13 protein-coding genes are annotated in these 18,153 nt (G+C 40.2%); all 13 read left to right on the top strand.

All coding sequences use genetic code 11. The annotated features are described in order from the left end of the window. Positions 1-145 precede the first annotated feature (145 nt). The 13 genes from BM146_RS09245 (at position 146) to ilvB (ending at position 18,152) form a co-directional block, all read left to right on the top strand. Positions 146-2,638, top strand: a complete 2,493-nt coding sequence (locus tag BM146_RS09245) for an efflux RND transporter permease subunit (protein WP_074887712.1) — start codon at positions 146-148, stop codon at positions 2,636-2,638. 1 nt (position 2,639) lies between these two features. Then, a complete protein-coding gene (locus BM146_RS09240) occupies positions 2,640-6,326 on the top strand; it encodes a hypothetical protein (protein WP_074887710.1) in 3,687 nt (1,228 codons plus the stop codon). Positions 6,327-6,454: 128 nt separating this feature from the next. Then, positions 6,455-7,138, top strand: a complete 684-nt coding sequence (locus BM146_RS09235) for a F0F1 ATP synthase subunit A (protein ID WP_074887706.1) — start codon at positions 6,455-6,457, stop codon at positions 7,136-7,138. Between the two features lie 26 nt (positions 7,139-7,164). Continuing rightward, positions 7,165-7,383, top strand: coding sequence for an ATP synthase F0 subunit C (atpE, locus tag BM146_RS09230; protein ID WP_022776188.1), 219 nt, complete (start codon positions 7,165-7,167; stop codon positions 7,381-7,383). A 36-nt stretch (positions 7,384-7,419) separates the two neighbouring features. Beyond that, a complete protein-coding gene (locus tag BM146_RS09225; protein WP_074887702.1) occupies positions 7,420-7,911 on the top strand; it encodes an ATP synthase F0 subunit B in 492 nt (163 codons plus the stop codon). Further along, complete coding sequence (atpA, locus tag BM146_RS09220; RefSeq protein ID WP_074887699.1) at positions 7,904-9,697, top strand: F0F1 ATP synthase subunit alpha; 1,794 nt, start codon at positions 7,904-7,906, stop codon at positions 9,695-9,697. Before BM146_RS09225 ends, atpA begins: the two co-directional genes overlap by 8 nt. Further along, the gene (gene atpG / locus BM146_RS09215; protein ID WP_074887696.1) at positions 9,684-10,616 is read left to right on the top strand and encodes an ATP synthase F1 subunit gamma; all 933 of its coding nucleotides are present in this window, start codon (positions 9,684-9,686) and stop codon (positions 10,614-10,616) included. The genes atpA and atpG overlap by 14 nt, the downstream gene beginning before the upstream one ends. Further along, on the top strand, positions 10,603-11,994 hold the full coding sequence (gene atpD, locus BM146_RS09210; protein ID WP_074887694.1) for a F0F1 ATP synthase subunit beta: 1,392 nt from the start codon (positions 10,603-10,605) through the stop codon (positions 11,992-11,994). Before atpG ends, atpD begins: the two co-directional genes overlap by 14 nt. Before the next feature lie 2 nt (positions 11,995-11,996). After that, positions 11,997-12,422, top strand: a complete 426-nt coding sequence (atpC, locus tag BM146_RS09205) for an ATP synthase F1 subunit epsilon (RefSeq protein WP_074887691.1) — start codon at positions 11,997-11,999, stop codon at positions 12,420-12,422. Positions 12,423-12,443: 21 nt separating this feature from the next. After that, positions 12,444-12,959: a hypothetical protein gene (locus BM146_RS09200; protein WP_074887687.1), complete on the top strand. Its 516-nt coding sequence runs from the start codon at positions 12,444-12,446 to the stop codon at positions 12,957-12,959. Then, positions 12,959-14,020: an acyltransferase family protein gene (locus BM146_RS09195; protein WP_074887684.1), complete on the top strand. Its 1,062-nt coding sequence runs from the start codon at positions 12,959-12,961 to the stop codon at positions 14,018-14,020. The genes BM146_RS09200 and BM146_RS09195 overlap by 1 nt, the downstream gene beginning before the upstream one ends. 13 nt (positions 14,021-14,033) lie before the next feature. Then, positions 14,034-16,502 (top strand): homocysteine S-methyltransferase family protein, encoded by a 2,469-nt coding sequence (locus BM146_RS09190; protein WP_074887681.1) that lies wholly within the window; start codon positions 14,034-14,036, stop codon positions 16,500-16,502. Positions 16,503-16,526: 24 nt separating this feature from the next. Further along, positions 16,527-18,152 (top strand): biosynthetic-type acetolactate synthase large subunit, encoded by a 1,626-nt coding sequence (ilvB, locus tag BM146_RS09185; RefSeq protein ID WP_074887678.1) that lies wholly within the window; start codon positions 16,527-16,529, stop codon positions 18,150-18,152. Position 18,153: the final 1 nt, after the last annotated feature.

The raw sequence follows: 18,153 nt of genomic DNA, 5'->3' as shown, positions 1-18,153 counted from the left end.
TTTATATGCAAAAACAACCAGAAAATTGTTAATGAAATAAATAAGGTGTACAATATATAGCGTAGATACGCTCGGTATTATGGAGCTGTATTAAAAATCTAATAGGTGAATTCCTTATTAATACATCTATTTACAGGGGGATAAAATGGAGAATAGCGGGGAGAATACCGGTAATAGCTTTATGCTCAAAATCTGCGCTTTTATAGTTGATAAGCGCAATCTTTTCTTTCTTATTTACGCGATTCTGTGTATATTTGCAGCTATATCAAGAGGATGGGTTGGTGTTGAAAACCAACTGTCAGAATATTTGCCGAGAACATCTGAAACACGACTTGGGCTTGATCTGATGGAAGAGCAGTTTACGACTTATGGCTCTACCAAAGTCATGGTTGCCAATGTTTCTTATGATCAGGCACTTCTTATACAAAAAGATATTGAAGACATTGATGGTGTGTTTTCAGCTGAACTTGACGACACCGACAAACATTATAACAACGGATCAGCTCTTTTTAACATAACCTTCGACTATGATGAAAAAGATGAAAAATGCTTAGTACTTCTTGATGAGGTAAAAAAGTACTTTAACAAGTATGATTATTATTTATCAACAACCTTGGGAGATACACAGTCTGAACTCATTGCGAAGGAAATGGATGTTATTTCTGTGATAGTTGTGTTTGTTGTGGTAGGTGTTTTACTTCTCACATCGCAGGCCTATGCAGAAGTTCCTATACTCCTTTTAACCTTTGGTAGTGCTGCCTTGGTACAGATGGGCACGAATTTTCTTCTTGGAACAATTTCATTTGTATCTAACTCTGTGACTATAGTTCTGCAGCTGGCTCTGTCTGTGGATTATGCGGTTATTTTTCTTAACAGGTATAAAGAGGAACACGCAGAACTTCATCCAAGAGAAGCATGTATTATCGCACTTTCAAAGTCTATTCCTGAAATTTCCGGAAGTTCACTTACTACCATAGGTGGTCTTATTGCTATGTTGTTCATGCAATTTGGAATCGGCAGGGATATGGGTATTGTTTTGATAAAGGCTATTTTACTTAGTCTTTTGTCAGTATTCCTCCTGATGCCCGGAATTATTATGGTTTTTTCGGGGCTCATGGAAAAGACAAAACACAAGAACTTTATTCCTCAGATTCCTTTTGTGGGTAAGTTTGCTTATGCGACAAGATATATCATTGCACCTGCTTTTGTTGTTGTGATCATAATTGCAAACAGAATTTCTGCAGGAACACCTTATGTATATGGCTATACCAAGATCACACCGCCGTTGATCAACGAAGTTCAGGCGGCTCAGAACATGCAGGATGATAATTTCAGGTCGGATAACATGGTGGCATTGGTATTTCCGTCAGGAGATTATGATACAGAGAAGCGGCTTATAGAAGATCTGTTGGCTGATGACAATGTTTCATCGATAACAGGTCTTGCCAATACTGAGGCATTAAATGGTTATACACTTACCGAAAAGCTCACCCCAAGACAATTTTCAGAGCTTTTAAATATCGACTATGAGATAGCAGAGCTCATATATACAGCCTATGCGGTTAATGATGAAGACTATGCCAAGGTTGTAAATGGTCTTGCCAATTACAAGGTTCCTCTTATCGACATGTTCATGTTTGTTTACAGGGAAGTAGAAGAAGGCTATGTTACTTTAAGCGATGAGCTTATGGATAAACTTGAGAATGCCAATAGAATGATGGAGTTTGCCAAAAAACAGCTTCAGGGAGAAGACTATTCAAGGATACTTGTTTATTTAAATCTTCCGCAGGAGTCAGATGAGACATTTGCCTTCCTTAAAAAGATGCATACATACGCTGAAAAATATTACGATGAAGACAAAATCTATGTTGTCGGCGAGTCTGTCAGCCAGTATGACCTAAAAAAGTGCTTTGCAAGAGATAACATGGTCACCAGTGTTATATCAATTCTGGCGGTTTTGGTAGTACTTCTTTTTACCTTTAAATCAGCAGGTATGCCAGTACTTCTTATTGCAGTTATTCAGGGTTGTATCTGGATAAACTTTTCAGTTCCTGCAATACAGCATGACAATTTGTTCTTCCTTGGATATCTGATCGTCAGCTCAATTCAGATGGGCGCAAATATTGACTATGCAATTGTTATAGCAGGAAGATACACAGAATTAAGACAAACCATGGGTAAAAGAGATGCCATTATCGATACAATGAATCTCTCATTCCCTACAATCATCACATCAGGGACAATGCTTGCTGTTGCCGGAACTCTTATTGGTAAGATGACATCAGATTGTGCAATATATGGAATCGGTAAATGTCTTGGACGAGGAACAATTATTTCTATTCTTATAACGATGTTTGTACTTCCGCAAATACTTCTTGTAGGAGATAAGGTTATTGAGCTTACTGCTTTCGTAATGAATGTTCCACTTCAGACTAAGCAGAGAACAGGTACTATGCGAATAGACGGCGCAATAAGTGGTCATATAGATGGTAATATCACAGGTGTCATTCATGCAGTAGTAAAAGGCAATGTTAGTGCCTTTGTAGAAAACGGGGATGTGACCATGATGGATGAAGAACCATATGATACGGGCGCTAAAGAAAGTGAATTCTATTATTCAGAAGGGGAGGAGAACTAATATGAAAAAGAAATTATGTGCACTCCTTTTTGGAATAAATCTGGCTTTTGTAATGCCGCTTTCAGCATTTGCCACGGAGGGCGAAGTAATTAAGACCGGAACCCAGGAAAGAGCTATTGAGAACGAAGTTGATGTGGATGAAGATATCAAGGAAGATATCGAGGCTGAAATATCAGAGGAAATAGAAGAGATAAATATAAGCTCTGTTGAAGATTTTCTTAAGTTTTCTGAAAACTGTAAGCTTGATACCTGGTCTGTAAATAAAAGAGTTATCTTAAATGCAGATATTTCACTGCTTGGAACAAATTTTGAAGGTGTTCCCACTTTTGCAGGAGAATTTGTAGGAAATGGTCATACCATAAGCGATTTTACAATTGGAAAAGACATTTCGCATATGGGACTTTTTGTAACTCTTCAAAAGACAGGAAGCATAAGTGACCTTAAGGTTAAAGCCTCCATTTTGCCAAGTGGTGAAAACATCATAATTGGAGGCATTGTATCTGATAACAGTGGTCATATTCAAAATTGTGAATTTGAGGGCGTAATCACAGCCAATGACTATATTGGCGGCATAGCAGGCATAAATCAGCTATCAGGAGATATTAAAGGCTGTACAACAAGAGGCTTTATTCATGGAGTTCATTATGTGGGAGGTATTGCCGGCGAGAACATGGGAAATATCTACGGCTGTACCAACGAGGCACTGGTAAATACAACCAATGAAGATACTCAGATCACAATAGATTCAATGAGCACTCTCAACAAGGTGATATCACTTGTAAAAAATCTGAACAATACCGCTGAAGAGGCAAATGCAGATGTTACAGCATCGGATATAGGTGGGATAGCAGGATTATCAATAGGAATAATTGGGAGAAGCATCAATATAGGAAATGTAGGCTACGAGCATGTAGGCTATAACATTGGCGGTATTGCCGGCAGACAGTCAGGTTACCTGTATTATTGCACGAACAATGGAAATGTACTTGGAAGAAAAGATGTGGGAGGAATTGTAGGTCAGGCTGAACCTTATGTTACGGTGGATCTTAGCTCTGATATTGCATATCAGCTTTCAGAAGCTATTGGAAAACTACATGACATTGTTACTGTGACTTTGAATGATACAAGAAATCAGTCAAACACTATATCAAGCAGGCTATCTGCAATTCAACAGTTTACTGATGGGGCTATAAAAGATGTTAAATATATTGCTCAGGGAACTATAGATTATGCTAATGGTGTGTCTGGGGCCGCTACAGAAGCTTTTTCAAGAGTTGATTATGTACTTGATGAGTCGTCCAAACAGGATGGGGCACTTGATCAGGTGTCTTATGCAGCAGAAGATCTTCATAATTCTGCCGGAAGTCTTAAGGACACGGCAAAAGACCTTGATCTCGAACAATACATGGATGAAGATCAGAAAGAGCAGTACAACAACGCACTTGATGTACTTGAGGGGCTTGAGAGCCAGTACGATGCACTGTTTGAATCAAAGTTTTTTGAAAAATACAATGAATATCTAAAAATTCACAGATCAGTAGAAGAAGAAACAGAGGATCTGATCTATGTTTTAGGCGATGGAACGGAACTTGAAGAAGATGTGAGGGACGGTATCTGGAAGCACAGCAAAGATGATGCGAAATTCCCGGTTAGCGACGATACTGATACAAGATATTCTGTAGACCAGACACTTCACAGGAACGCAGAAGAAGATGCAACCGGTGAGGCTGACAGGTATGCAAGGGGAAATTATCAGAGCCCTGTAACCGGAGATAACGGAGAGGATGCCTATATTGATGATCTGACGACCTCCAGTGCTACGGTGGTGGCTATTGCATCAGAGGCTACTTCAAAAATGACTGATGCCACCAGAGAAGATGCGGTTAAAGCCATGAATTCTTTTGAGAAGGCGACAGAACATCTTAAGGAGGCTGGGAATGATACTAAAGCCATAGTTAAGAATGTAGCAGGAAGAGATGATATAGTTCTTCCTCAGTTTAGTAGTGAGTATAGAGCCCGCACTACATCTTTTGTTGACAATATGCAGGGGATGAATGATAACTTTGGACTGCTTAATTCTGAGATGAATAATGCTACGGGAGTTATTGTAGATGACCTTCAGGAAATGAATGACCAGTTCAATACAATAATGATGCTGTTTTCAGACGCAGTTGACGGAGTTCTTGAGGCAGATTATACATCAAATTATGAAGATGTTTCTTTTGACGAGGCAGAGGTTTGTACTGATGCGACTATAGATTGGTGTATTAATTACGGAGATGTTGCCGGCGACATTGATACTTCAGGTATTGCCGGAACTATGGCAATTGAATATGACTTTGATAAAGAAAGTGACGCGACGGGTATTAAGGATTCCAAGCTTAACAGCTCATATCTGACAAAGTGTGTACTTCGGAATAATAAGAATTACAGTAGCGCGACAGGTGAAAAAAACTATGTCGGCGGAATCTGCGGACTTCAGGAAATGGGAACAATTTTGAAATGTTCTAATCTTGGTAATCTTAAGTCTAATTCAGGCCAGTATACAGGTGGTGTCTGCGGTAGATCTTTATCTTATGTGGTGAATTCTTCCTCTATGGGAATACTCTCAGGAGAGTCTTATGTTGGCGGAATCACAGGAGATGGGCAGAATATAAGCGACTGTCTGTCTTTGGTAAAAATAGAGAATGCTGCAAGCTTTTATGGAGCGATTTCAGGCCATATAAGCGATGATGGCGTAGTAAGGAACAATACATTTATAAGTGATGATCTTGCGGGGATTGACAGAACAAGTCAGTCTCTTAAAGCTGAACCTGTTAGCTTTAGTGAATCTGATCTTCCATATGATTTTAAGAATCTCACAGTTTCATTTATTCTTGAGGATGAAAATATAGACGGAGGAGAAAAGCTGATAAAAAAAGTCAGTAAGCGATATGGAGAGAAGATGACTCTCGATAATTATCCTGAAATAGAACCCAGGGAAGGGTATTATGTTTCGTGGGATCAGGATAGTATAGATAGCATAAAAACTGATGAAATAATTACTGCTTCATATATGAAGTACAGAACTACAATTTCCGAAGATACATCAAAAAATGAAGATGGCTTTTATCAGGCAGAAATATTGGTAGATGGACAATTTAAGGAAAATGACATGCTTAAAGTAACTCATACCTTGCACTACGATGATAGAAATTTTGAAAAAGTTGCTAATATAAAAGATCTGGTAAAGTACGAGACTGCTGTTGTTGAGATTCCTGATGATGGAGCAAGTGTCCATGATGTAAGGATAAAACCTCTTGTAGAGCTTGCAAAGGGCTTCAAAGAATATGATGTGTATCTGGTAAATGGTGATGAGCAGATTCTTCTTGAGAAAAAGGGAAAACTTGGGAACTACAATATTTACGAGATTGAAGGTAATAGCTTTACACTTGATATAAAGTTCAACGGCGCGGACAAAGCAGTATACCTGGTCATATTGGGAATTGTTGGTATTATAGCTGGAATACTTCTGATAATTATCCTTATAATAGTATTTATTGTAAGACATGGCGGAAAGCTCCCCGGAATTCTCAATAAGATTGGTGGTAAGATTTCTGAAAAAATTGAAAATAAAGAACAGATTTTTTATGATGAGAGCACTGAAAATGTTAATGAAGAAGACGAAAAAATAAACAAAAATGATTAAAAAATAAACAATCAATAAAAGGGTTGCACAATCCCCAAGCACTTTCTATAATTATAGATAGCTTGGGGGTTTTCGTTAATGGAGGATTAATTGGGGTCAACAAAAAATAGATGCTGGGGTAAAAAAATATGAAGGAATTACTAAATGAAATCCTTATGGAAGACAAAACTTTAATTCACTTCCCTTTTGGCAATGGATTTTTTGATATCTATAAATCCGTTGTTCTTTCGTGGGTGATTATTGGTTTTGTCTTTATTTTTATTCTGATCATGACAAGCAATCTGAAAGTGCATAATATTTCCAAGAGGCAGGCGGCAGTTGAGGCCTTTGTTCTCTGGATAAGAGGTGCTGTTAAGGGAATGCTCGGCGAGGAAGGTGAGAGGTATGTAGATTATATTGCGACAGTGCTTATCTTTATTGCCTGCTCCAATATGGTCGGTCTGTTTGGGCTTACACCTCCGACTATGGATCTTACAGTGACTATAGCGTTGTCGGTTATGAGTATTGTACTCGTAGAGGCAGCAGGTCTTCGCAAGAAAGGTCCTAAGAAGTGGCTTAAAGGATTCACAGAGCCAATGCCTGTAATTACACCGATGAATGTCTTAGAGCTTTTGATCAGGCCGCTTTCTCTATGTATGCGACTTTTTGGTAACATCTTAGGTGCTACAGTTATCATGGAACTTATAAAGTTTGTAGTACCGGTTATCTTCCCGGCACTACTTAGCTTGTACTTTGATATTTTCGATGGATGTATACAGGCTTATGTTTTTGCATTTTTGACATCACTCTATATTAAAGAAGCAGTGGAATAATATTTACACAAAAAGGAGGAATTATAATGAGTTTAACAGCGATTGGAGCAGGCATTGCCGCATTTACAGGAATTGGAGCAGGTCTTGGTATCGGACTTGCTACCTCAAAGGCAACGGATGCCGTTGCCCGTCAGCCTGAAGCAGATGGCAAGATCATGAAACTTTTGCTTCTTGGTTGCGCTCTTGCAGAGGCAACAGCTATTTATGGTTTCGTAGTTGCTATCATGATCATTCTTTTCTCATAAGAGAAGATAATTCTAGACGTGTAAAGGGGATACAAAGTGTTAACAACCAGTATTGTAAACATAGCATGTACTATATTTAATCTTCTCATTCTGTATTTCTTGTTCAGGAAATTTCTTTTTGGGAGAGTGGACAAGGTTCTGATGCAGAGAAGAGAAGAAGTGGATCTTGCCACTAAAACTGCTGATGAGGCCACTAAGTCTGCTATTGCCACCAAGAAAGAATATGAAAAGAAAATCGCGATGGCTGATGAAGAAAAAGAGCAGATTCTTGCTGACATCAAGAAGCAGGGCTATGACGAGTATGAAAAGATCGTAAGTGAAGCCAAGAAAAAGGGTGAGCAGATCATAGTTGAAGCGAGACACAATGCAGAAGTTGAGAACGAGCGTGCAAAAGAAGCTTATGCGGCTCAGCTCACAGATATGGTTGTGGATGCCGCTTCTAAGATTGCTGCGACAAAACACAGCAAAGAAGATGATATGGAACTGTATGAGAAATTTATAAGTGAAGCTGGAGCAAATAATGAGTGAAACTTTAAAAGCAAAACTGCGCTATGCAAGTACTCCTCCAAGTTCAGAGCAGATTGAAAAGATTAAGAAAATTCTTGAAAAAAAGTTCGATGACGCAGTTATTGAAGTCGAGACAATAGAGGATCCTTCTATAGGAGGAGGCTTCGTTGTATCCTGCAAGAACTTTGAATATGACTGGTCTGATGCAGGCAGAGCAAAGCAGCTCCGCGCAGAACTTAATAACCTTAGCAAGAAAACTGAAGAACACGATACAGGCAGGATCATATCCATGCTTGGAAATAAGGTCGTGGACTTTAAGCTTCAGGTTGAAGACAGGGAAGTAGGAACAGTTACCTGGGTTGGTGATGGCATAGCCAATGTAGATGGTATTGAGCATGCATTTTATGGCGAGATCATCGAATTTGAAGATGGTACAAGAGGAATGGCACAGGATATCAGAAGTGACCACATCGGTTGTATCCTCTTTGGTAATGACGCAGGAATAAGACAGGGTACAAGAGCTGTCAGAACTTACAAAGAAGCCGGAATACCTGTTGGTGAGGCTTTTGTTGGAAGAGTTGTTGATGCGCTTGGATCACCTGTTGATGGACTTGGTGAAATAAAAGAAACTGAGTACAGACCTGTAGAGCAGCCTGCACCTGGTATTGTTGAGAGACAGTCAGTTAATGAGCCTATGGAGACCGGTATTTTGTCTATAGATACCATGTTCCCAATTGGACGAGGGCAGAGAGAACTTATTATTGGAGACAGGCAGACCGGCAAAACTTCAATAGCTCTTGATGCGATCATAAACCAGAAGGGCAAAAATGTAATTTGTATATACGTGGCCATTGGTCAGAAGGCATCTACTGTTGCCAAGATCGTCCAGACCCTTAAAAAGACAGGGGCAATGGACTATACAATAGTAGTCAGCTCAACAGCTTCTGACATGGCGCCACTTCAGTATATCGCTCCTTATTCAGGAACGGCGATGGCAGAGTTCTTTTTACATGATGGAAAAGATGTACTGATCGTATATGATGATCTTTCCAAGCATGCGGTAGCATACAGAGCGCTTTCTCTTCTTCTTGAGAGATCACCGGGAAGAGAGGCTTATCCGGGAGACGTATTCTATTTACATTCCAGACTTTTGGAAAGGTCATGTAAGCTTTCATCAGAACTTGGAGGCGGCTCTATCACAGCACTTCCAATAATTGAGACACTTGGAGGCGACGTATCTGCCTATATTCCTACCAATGTTATCTCAATTACTGATGGACAGATATTCCTTGAAAGTGATCTTTTCTTTGAAGGTATGAGACCTGCTGTAAATGTAGGACTTTCCGTTTCTCGTGTAGGTAGTGCAGCTCAGACCAAGGCAATGAAAAAATCTGCCGGAAGTATAAGAGTTGACCTTGCACAGTATAGAGAAATGGCTGTGTTCACACAGTTCAGCTCAGACCTTGATGAGACTACCAAGAATCAGCTGCGTCATGGAAGCGTTCTTATGGAACTCTTAAAACAGCCTCTTGAGCATCCTCTTAAGATGCATGAGCAGGTTATCATCCTTGTAGCAGCTAATGCCGGAAGACTGGATCTTGTTCCCGTTAAACGGGTAAGGGATTATAAAGAAAAACTCCTTAACTATTTCAATACTGAGCAGGGGGAGATCTGTGAAGAACTTGAAAAGAGCGGAGAACTTTCGGACCAGCTTAAAAAGAGAATTCTTGATAGTGTTGATGCGTTTAATGATGTTGAAAACAAACAGCTTAAGGAAGAAATAGAGATAGCTCATGGCAACAATTAAGGAAATAAGGGACCGAATTGATTCGGTAAATGATACCCGAAAAATTACAAATGCTATGTACCTGATCTCGTCGACCAAGCTTCGAAAAGCAAAAAAGATGCTTGAAGATACCGAGCCATTCTTCTTTGCTACGAGGGCAATGATTTCCAGAGTAGTAAGACATCTCCCGGATGGAGTTGAAAATATCTTTCTGGAAACCTGGCAGGATATCCCAGAGAAAAACAGAAGAAGGGGATACATCATCTTTACAGATGACAAAGGTCTTGCCGGTGCCTATAACCACAATGTTCTGAAGCTTGCCGAAGAGCATATTCTGACTGATGGTGACAAATGGAAGCTCTTTGTTATTGGTGAAGTTGGAAGATTCCATTTTGCATCCAAGAATATGAATATAGAGGAATCCTTTATGTTCACTTCCCAGAATCCTACTCTTCATAGAGCCAGGAAGATTGCGGCTGAGATTCTTGATCAGTATTATGAGAGAAAGCTTGATGAGATCTATGTGGTTTATACTACCGTTCATGGCAACGTGTGTGAAACCAGGTTTGAAAAACTGCTTCCTCTTGATATCATAACAGATATTAGAAAGCAGCCGCTTCCACCCGGAGTGATGAGGGAAGAATTCTTGATGGATCCAAGTCCGTCGGCGATTTTGGACAATATTGTTCCAAATTACATTACGGGATTTATATATGGAGCGCTTGTTGAAGCCTTTTGTTCAGTTCAAAGCGCCAGAATGATGGCTATGGATTCAGCTAATAAGAATGCTGAAAAGATGATAAATAATCTCAAACGCACCTATAACAGACAAAGGCAGGCACTGATAACTCAGGAGATAACTGAGGTTGTCAGTGGCGCAAAGGCCCTTAAACGGAGCAAAGAAGCAAAGAAAAAAGGAGCAAATCTTGAAAAACGGTAAGATTTTGCAGGTCATGGGACCTGTAGTGGATGTAAAATTTGAAGACAGTGATCTTCCATATATCAGTGATGCTCTCGAGGTTTATGTAGAAGACAAAAAACGTGTCATGGAGGTTTCACAACATATAGGAGAGAATACAGTCCGCTGTATCATGCTTTCTCCAAGTGAGGGACTTTGTAAGGATATGCCTGTATACTGTACAGGTGGTCCAATAAGTGTTCCCGTTGGAGATAAGGTCCTTGGACGACTTTTTAATGTACTTGGAGAGACCATAGATCACAAGGGTGAGCTTGAAACTCCTGAAAAATGGCAGATTCACAGAGAACCACCAAAGCTTGTTGATCAGAGTCCTGTAGTAGAGATCCTTGAGACAGGAATAAAGGTTATTGATCTTCTTGCGCCATATGCCAAGGGCGGCAAGATAGGTCTGTTTGGTGGAGCCGGTGTAGGAAAGACCGTTCTTATTCAGGAACTTATCCAGAATATCGCTACAGAGCACGGTGGATATTCTATTTTTACCGGAGTTGGAGAGCGTTCTAGAGAGGGTAATGATCTTTGGTCAGAAATGAGTGAGTCTGGCGTTATTGAAAAGACTGCCCTTGTGTTTGGACAGATGAATGAGCCGCCGGGAGCTCGTATGAGAGTTGCTGAGACTGGACTTACAATGGCTGAGTATTTCAGAGATGTAGGCCATCAGGACGTGCTTTTATTCATTGATAATATTTTTAGATTTGTTCAGGCGGGATCTGAGGTTTCTTCACTACTTGGAAGAATGCCTTCTGCCGTAGGTTATCAGCCAACTCTTGCTACTGATCTGGGGGCTCTTCAGGAGAGGATCACATCTACAAGATTTGGCTCTGTTACATCCGTTCAGGCTGTATATGTTCCTGCAGATGACCTCACAGATCCTGCCCCTGCCACAACATTTGCACATTTGGATGCAACAACAGTTCTTTCTCGTAAAATTGTTGAGCAGGGTATTTATCCTGCTGTTGATCCTCTTGAATCTTCAAGCCGTATCCTTGAAGAGGATATTGTTGGAAGAGAGCATTACGAGACAGCTTTAAGGGTACAGGAAATACTTCAGAAGTACAAAGAACTTCAGGATATTATCGCTATCCTCGGTATGGAAGAGCTTAGTGATGAGGATAAGGTTACTGTTTACAGAGCACGTAAGATCCAAAGATTCCTTTCACAGCCATTCCATGTGGCAGAACAGTTTACAGGAATAAAGGGTAAGTTTGTGCCTTTGGCAGAGACAATCAAAGGATTCAGAGCAATTATAGAAGGCGATATGGATAAGTATCCGGAAGCAGCATTCTTTAATGTTGGCTCTATTGATGAAGTTGTTGAAAAAGCAAAACAGATCGAGGCGTAAGTATGAGTGAGGAAAGGGTAGCAACCTTTGGCCTTCAGGTCATTTCCGTAAACGGAATATTTTATGATGATAAGGCAGAAGAGATCATTCTTCCTTGTGATGATGGGGAGCTTGCTGTTTTAGCAGGCCATGAGGAGATGATCCTTGCTCTTTCTGACGGTATAATCAAGATAAAAAAGCCGGGTGGCGAATGGACCGTTGGAGTAGTAAGCCTTGGTTCTGTTCAGGTTGCCAATAACAGATGTATTGTCATTGTAAATACTGTTGAAAGACCTGAGGATATTGATAAGAGAAGAGCGCAGGAAGCTTACGAATATGCTAAGGAGCACCTGCAGCAGAAACAGTCAATCAAGGAATTTAAGAAGTCTCAGGCAGGACTTGCAAGAGCTCTTACAAGATTGTCAGCTGTTTCTAAGTATAAAGATTAATTTAAATGGGGAGTAGGAAGTGTGAAAAAAAGAGGGACACTTCTTTTGAGTGCCCTGGTTGCCGGTATGGTTTTAACCGGGTGTCAGAAGGAAACAAATGACGAACTTGAAAGCTATAAGGAGAGTATGGACTCTTTTTATAATAAGCTTTCTTATTTTGATGAATCAATCAATAGCATCGATCCTAATTCTGATGAAGCTGTCTCACAGCTTTTAGGTTATTTGGATGAGATGAATGAAGAGTATAAGAAAATGTCAGAGCTCACGATTCCAGAGGAGTTTTCTGGAATATCAGACATTGCAGTTGAGGCTGCTGACTATATGGAAATGGCCGATCAGTTTTATCATGAGGCCTATGATAATGAGTTCGATGGTGACAGCGAGTCACTTGCTGGTCAGTATTACCAGAGAGCAAATAGCAGAGTACTGGTTATGTTACAGGTTCTTCATGGCGAAGTTCCAACAGGAGAGGGCATTACAGTAACGACACAGGATTCTATACAATTCTCTACGATAGGAACGAGCACAGAAGAATAATGAACACATTTATATATTTAGTTAAATTTATCGCATCAATGGGAGTGATAATAGGTCACACCAGATTTCCGGGGACATTTGGTTTTGTTTGGGACGCTGTCAGCAGATATATCTGTCCTTTCTTTTTTGCCATATCAGGACGATTTCTCATACCTTATAGCATGAGAAATACTGATGATATCAGAAAAAGAGTCGGCAAGGCCCTTAGAAAGCTCTTAAAGACCACGGGAGTTGTCTATTTAATTTATCTGGTCTATTCATTTTTATTTCATTTAAAAAATGGTATTGGTTTTGGAGAATGGTTTACATCCAAATTCAACCTGTCTGAAGCCAGATGGTTCTTTTTGTTTAATTCCGGCAAATTTATTTATGACGGATCTTATACTTTTGACCATCTGTGGTATTTGTTTGCCCTTTTTTATGTTTTTGGGCTCATTTACATATTTGCGCCTGTTCTTAGAAAATGGTACAAATTTCTTGTAGTGATCCTTTTGGCAGGACTTTATTTCGGAGAACTGCTTCAGACCTTCTATCCTATAAGACCTTTTGATATCAGCATAACTACCTGGTATGTTCTCAGAAACTGGCTTTTTGAAGGGATGCCTTTTGTTCTTATAGGAATCTGGTTTTCTGATTACATTGGCAAATTAAAAGAAGACCTTTCTGAGGATGAGTTTAAGGTACGCAGCAGAAAATGGATTGTTCCGGGATTTTTAGGTATCCTTGTAGGTATGGTAATCTCCAGTGCGGAGTTCCTTCTTCTTGGAAAAAAAGAATGTCCTTTCGGAGCACTTTTTATGGTGCTTGGTATACTTTTTTTATCTGAGACAGGTATTGGCGGTGGAAAGTATCTTTGGAAGATAGGTAGAGAGGGATCGTCTAATATTTATTTTTATCATGTTTTAGTAATTTGCCTTGTGGATCAGCTTTCTTATTATGGAGTTTTACCGGATATCTCCATGGGGGCAAAGCCTTTTGTGATAATGGCACTGTGCCTTTTGTTTATATGGTTTATACCAAGGACTATCAAAAAATACAGATGCAAAAAGACAAAAATATAAAAGGTAGAGCAGTATGAAAAGAGAAGAGTTTTTAGAAAAGTTTAAGGGAAAAATAGTTTTTTTGGATGGGGCAACGGGTACAAACCTGATGAAAGCGGGAATGCCGGCTGGTGTATGCCCGGAAAAATGGATCCTTGAGCATAAAGATGTAATGTTTAGACTTCAAAAAAACTATGTTGATGCAGGGGCGGATATAATCTATGCCCCTACTTTTACAGGCAACAGGATAAAACTTGCTGACTATGGACTTGAGGACAACATAGAAGAGATAAATACTGAGCTTGTCAGGCTTGCCAAAGAAGCTGCTGATGGAAAAGCACTTGTGGCAGGTGATATCACCATGACAGGAAAACAGCTTCAGCCTATAGGGGACTTAAGCTTTGAAGAACTTATAGATACATACAAGGAACAGATTGGTATTCTTGAAAAAGCTGGCTGCGATGTGATTGTTGTCGAGACTATGATGAGTCTTCAGGAGTGCAGAGCAGCGCTTATTGCTGCCAAGGAAATTTCTGATATTGCAGTAATGGTGACTCTTACTTTTGAGGCTGACGGAAGGACCCTTTACGGGTCAGATGCTTCTGCAAGTGCTATTACTTTGGAGGCACTTGGAGCATGTGCTATTGGTGCAAATTGCTCTACAGGCCCGGATAAGATGGAAGAAATCATAAGGAATATGGCTGCTGTGACCGGTATTCCTATAATTGCAAAGCCCAACGCGGGGCTGCCCTCCGTTGATGAAAGTGGAAATACTGAGTATGATATGGACGAGTCTACTTTTGTTAAGGAGATGAAAAGTCTTCTTGATGCTGGTGCCAGCGTGATTGGAGGATGCTGCGGGACAACTCCGGCTTTTATAAAAGCTTTAAAAGAAAGTTATTCAGACTATTTACCTGCAAAAGACATACCAAGGAAAATGATTGGAAGAAGGTATCTTTCATCGGAGAGACAAAGCCTATCCTTTGGTCTTGATGAAAACTTTATGATAGTGGGAGAAAGGATAAATCCCACAGGTAAAAAGAAACTTCAGGCACTTCTTCGGGAAGGGGATCTATCCATGGTTTCTGAATTCGCAAGAAGTCAGGAGCAGGAAGGCGCATCAATCCTCGATATTAATGTGGGCATGAGCGGAATTGATGAAAAAGAAATGATGCTAAATGTGTTAGAGGAAGTTATGTCCCAGACTGAACTTCCGCTTTGCATAGATACCAGCAGCGCCGAAGTTATGGAGGCAGCCCTGAGGATTTATCCCGGACGAGCCCTTATGAATTCCATCTCATTGGAAAAAGGCAAAGCTGAACAGTTCCTGCCACTTGCCAGGAAGTATGGAGCTATGTTTATTCTTTTACCTCTTAGTCCGGAAGGACTTCCAAAGACAACTGAGGAGAAGATAGGAAATATAAAAGAGTTGTCAAAAATGGCTTACGATATTGGAATGAATCTTGAAGATATCGTGGTTGATGGACTGGTGGCTACTGTTGGTGCTGACAGGGAAGCTGCCATAAAGACTTTGGATACCATAAGCTTTTGCCATGAGAACGGATATGCAACGGTTTGCGGACTCTCCAATATTTCTTTTGGACTTCCTGAGAGAATGAATGTAAATACAGCCTTTTTAACTATGGCGATTTCTCGTGGACTTACTATGGCTATAGCCAATCCGTCTCAGGAAATGCTTGTAAATGCGGCTTTTGCATCAGATCTTTTACGTAATAAGGAAGGCGCTGATATCAGATATATTGAGAGAATGCAGCGCATTGTGGAAACAAAAGAGGATAAAAACGCTACCAAAACGAGCGCTGAAAAAGTGGATAAATCAGCGTCTACAAATAATGATGATATTCTTGCTATAATAAAGGCAGATGTCTTAAAAGGATCGAAGAGAACTATCGTAAAAGATACGCAGATTGCGCTTGATAGAGGAATAGAACCAAGGATTATCCTTGATGAGGTTCTGATGCCGGCGATAAACGAAGTTGGAGATCTTTTTGATAAAGGAAAGTTCTTTCTTCCGCAACTGATATCAGGAGCTGAGGCTATGAAACTTTCAATAGGAATCTTAGAGCCGCTTTTAAAGGGTGATGAGACTACGGGTAAAAAGCTTCCTTCAGTTGTTATTGCCACTGTTCATGGCGACATCCATGATATCGGTAAAAATCTTGTGGCACTGATGCTAAAAAATTATGGTTTTAACGTTATTGACCTTGGGAAAGATGTACCAAAAGAGGCAATAATAAATGCAGCCAGAGAGAATGATGCCAGCATTATAGCCCTTTCTGCACTTATGACAACCACTATGAAAGAAATGAAAAATGTGGTGGATCTGGCCCACAAGGAGGGACTTGATTCCAAGATTATTATCGGCGGAGCAGTTGTGACAGAGGACTATGCCCAGGAAATAGGAGCAGATGGCTATTCGTCAGATGCAGCTGATGCTGTCAGGGTGGTTAAACAGATTCTTAATATCGAAGACAATCAGTGATAAAAAGTATTTGAGGAGCGTTGTATGATTGGAGCTGAAGCAATAGTTAAATGCCTGTTACAGGAAAAAACAGAAGTTATCTTTGGTTATTCAGGAGTTGCAATTGACCCCTTTTGGAATGAAATGCTAAAGACTGATATAAAAAGGGTTTTGATAAGAACAGAGCAGAATGCTGCTCATTGTGCCAGCGGATATGCGCGAATAAGTGGTAAAGTCGGAGTGTGTGCCGTAACTTCAGGCCCCGGCGCCACAAACCTTATCACAGGTATCGCTACAGCATATGCTGACTCCATTCCGCTTGTTGCTATTACCGGTCAGGTAAATAGTGATATGATTGGAAGCGATGTTTTTCAGGAAGCGGATATCACCGGTGCTGTGGAGTCTTTTGTTAAGTACAGTTACCTTGTAAGGGATGTGAATGATATTCCGAGAATATTCAAAGAAGCCTTCTATATTGCCAATAGTGGAAGAAGAGGACCTGTACTTATTGATATTCCTTTTGATGTTCAGACTGCGGAGTTTTCAGGAAAGTTTTCTTATCCTGAAACAATCTCCATGCGCTCATATAAGCCAACTGTAAAGGGAAATATTGTTCAGATCAGAAAAGTCATAAAAGAGGTTGAGAAGGCAAAGAAACCTATCATCTGCGTCGGTGGCGGTGTCCATTTAAGTGGAGCTACCAGCGAGATTGTTAAGTTTGCTGAACTTAATAATGTTCCGGTTGTATCTACCATGATGGGTATTGGAGTTATGCCGACAGAGCATCCTCTTTATTTTGGAATGGTCGGAAATAACGGGGCTCCTTATGCTAACAGAGCCATGAATGAGTCAGATCTTCTTTTGATGGTTGGAGCAAGAGTTGCGGACCGTGCAGTAAACAGGCCTGATCTTATTACTGAAAATAAGGTTATGGTACATATAGATGTCGATCCTGCTGAAATAGGCAAAAATGTTGGACCGACGATTCCTCTTGTAGGTGATATAAAGCACATTTTTGCGGATTTTCTTGAGCAGGATGATCATGCAGATGATCATGACGAGTGGGTCAATCTTCTTTTAAAATACAAAAAGGAAATGCATATAGATAGAAAGCCTGCAGGTGAAGGCTTTGTTGATCCGGAATTTTTTATAAACAGGCTTTCTGAAGAGGTAAGTAGGGACTGTATATATGTTGCTGACGTAGGACAGAATCAGATGTGGTCATGTTCGTACTTTAAGGTGCGTGACGGCAGATTTTTGACTTCCGGTGGTATGGGAACTATGGGATATTCAATTCCGGCTGCTATGGGGGCTAAACTTGCGGATAGGAAAAAGCAGGTTTTAGCTGTGATTGGAGATGGCGCTTTCCAAATGTCCATGATGGAACTGGCTACAATGCGCCAGTATGAAATACCGGTTAAGATAATTGTTATGAAAAACGGATATCTTGGAATGGTGAGAGAACATCAGCATTATACTTATGATGATCATTATTCAATGGTAGAACTTTCCGGTGATCCGGATCTGTCACTTATAGCAAAAGCTTATGGGATGGATTATATAAGGTTAGACGGAAAAAGTGACATTGATGCAAGCCTGAAAGAGTTTTTAAAGGATGATAAGTCAGGTCTTATGGAAGTAATTGTTGATCCTATGGCGCTTACCAGATAAG

Source organism: Butyrivibrio proteoclasticus (genome assembly GCF_900115735.1).
Taxonomy (GTDB): domain Bacteria; phylum Bacillota; class Clostridia; order Lachnospirales; family Lachnospiraceae; genus Butyrivibrio; species Butyrivibrio proteoclasticus_B.
The sequence above is the reverse complement of the archived record's forward strand: the minus strand, read 5'-3'. Positions and strand labels throughout refer to the sequence as shown.

Coding starts and splice junctions, on each gene's coding strand:
- BM146_RS09245 (WP_074887712.1), top strand. CDS start 146: ATGGAGAATAGCGGGGAGAATACCGGTAATAGCTTTATGCTCAAAATC.
- BM146_RS09240 (WP_074887710.1), top strand. CDS start 2,640: ATGAAAAAGAAATTATGTGCACTCCTTTTTGGAATAAATCTGGCTTTT.
- BM146_RS09235 (WP_074887706.1), top strand. CDS start 6,455: ATGAAGGAATTACTAAATGAAATCCTTATGGAAGACAAAACTTTAATT.
- atpE (WP_022776188.1), top strand. CDS start 7,165: ATGAGTTTAACAGCGATTGGAGCAGGCATTGCCGCATTTACAGGAATT.
- atpA (WP_074887699.1), top strand. CDS start 7,904: ATGAGTGAAACTTTAAAAGCAAAACTGCGCTATGCAAGTACTCCTCCA.
- atpG (WP_074887696.1), top strand. CDS start 9,684: ATGGCAACAATTAAGGAAATAAGGGACCGAATTGATTCGGTAAATGAT.
- atpC (WP_074887691.1), top strand. CDS start 11,997: ATGAGTGAGGAAAGGGTAGCAACCTTTGGCCTTCAGGTCATTTCCGTA.
- BM146_RS09195 (WP_074887684.1), top strand. CDS start 12,959: ATGAACACATTTATATATTTAGTTAAATTTATCGCATCAATGGGAGTG.
- BM146_RS09190 (WP_074887681.1), top strand. CDS start 14,034: ATGAAAAGAGAAGAGTTTTTAGAAAAGTTTAAGGGAAAAATAGTTTTT.
- ilvB (WP_074887678.1), top strand. CDS start 16,527: ATGATTGGAGCTGAAGCAATAGTTAAATGCCTGTTACAGGAAAAAACA.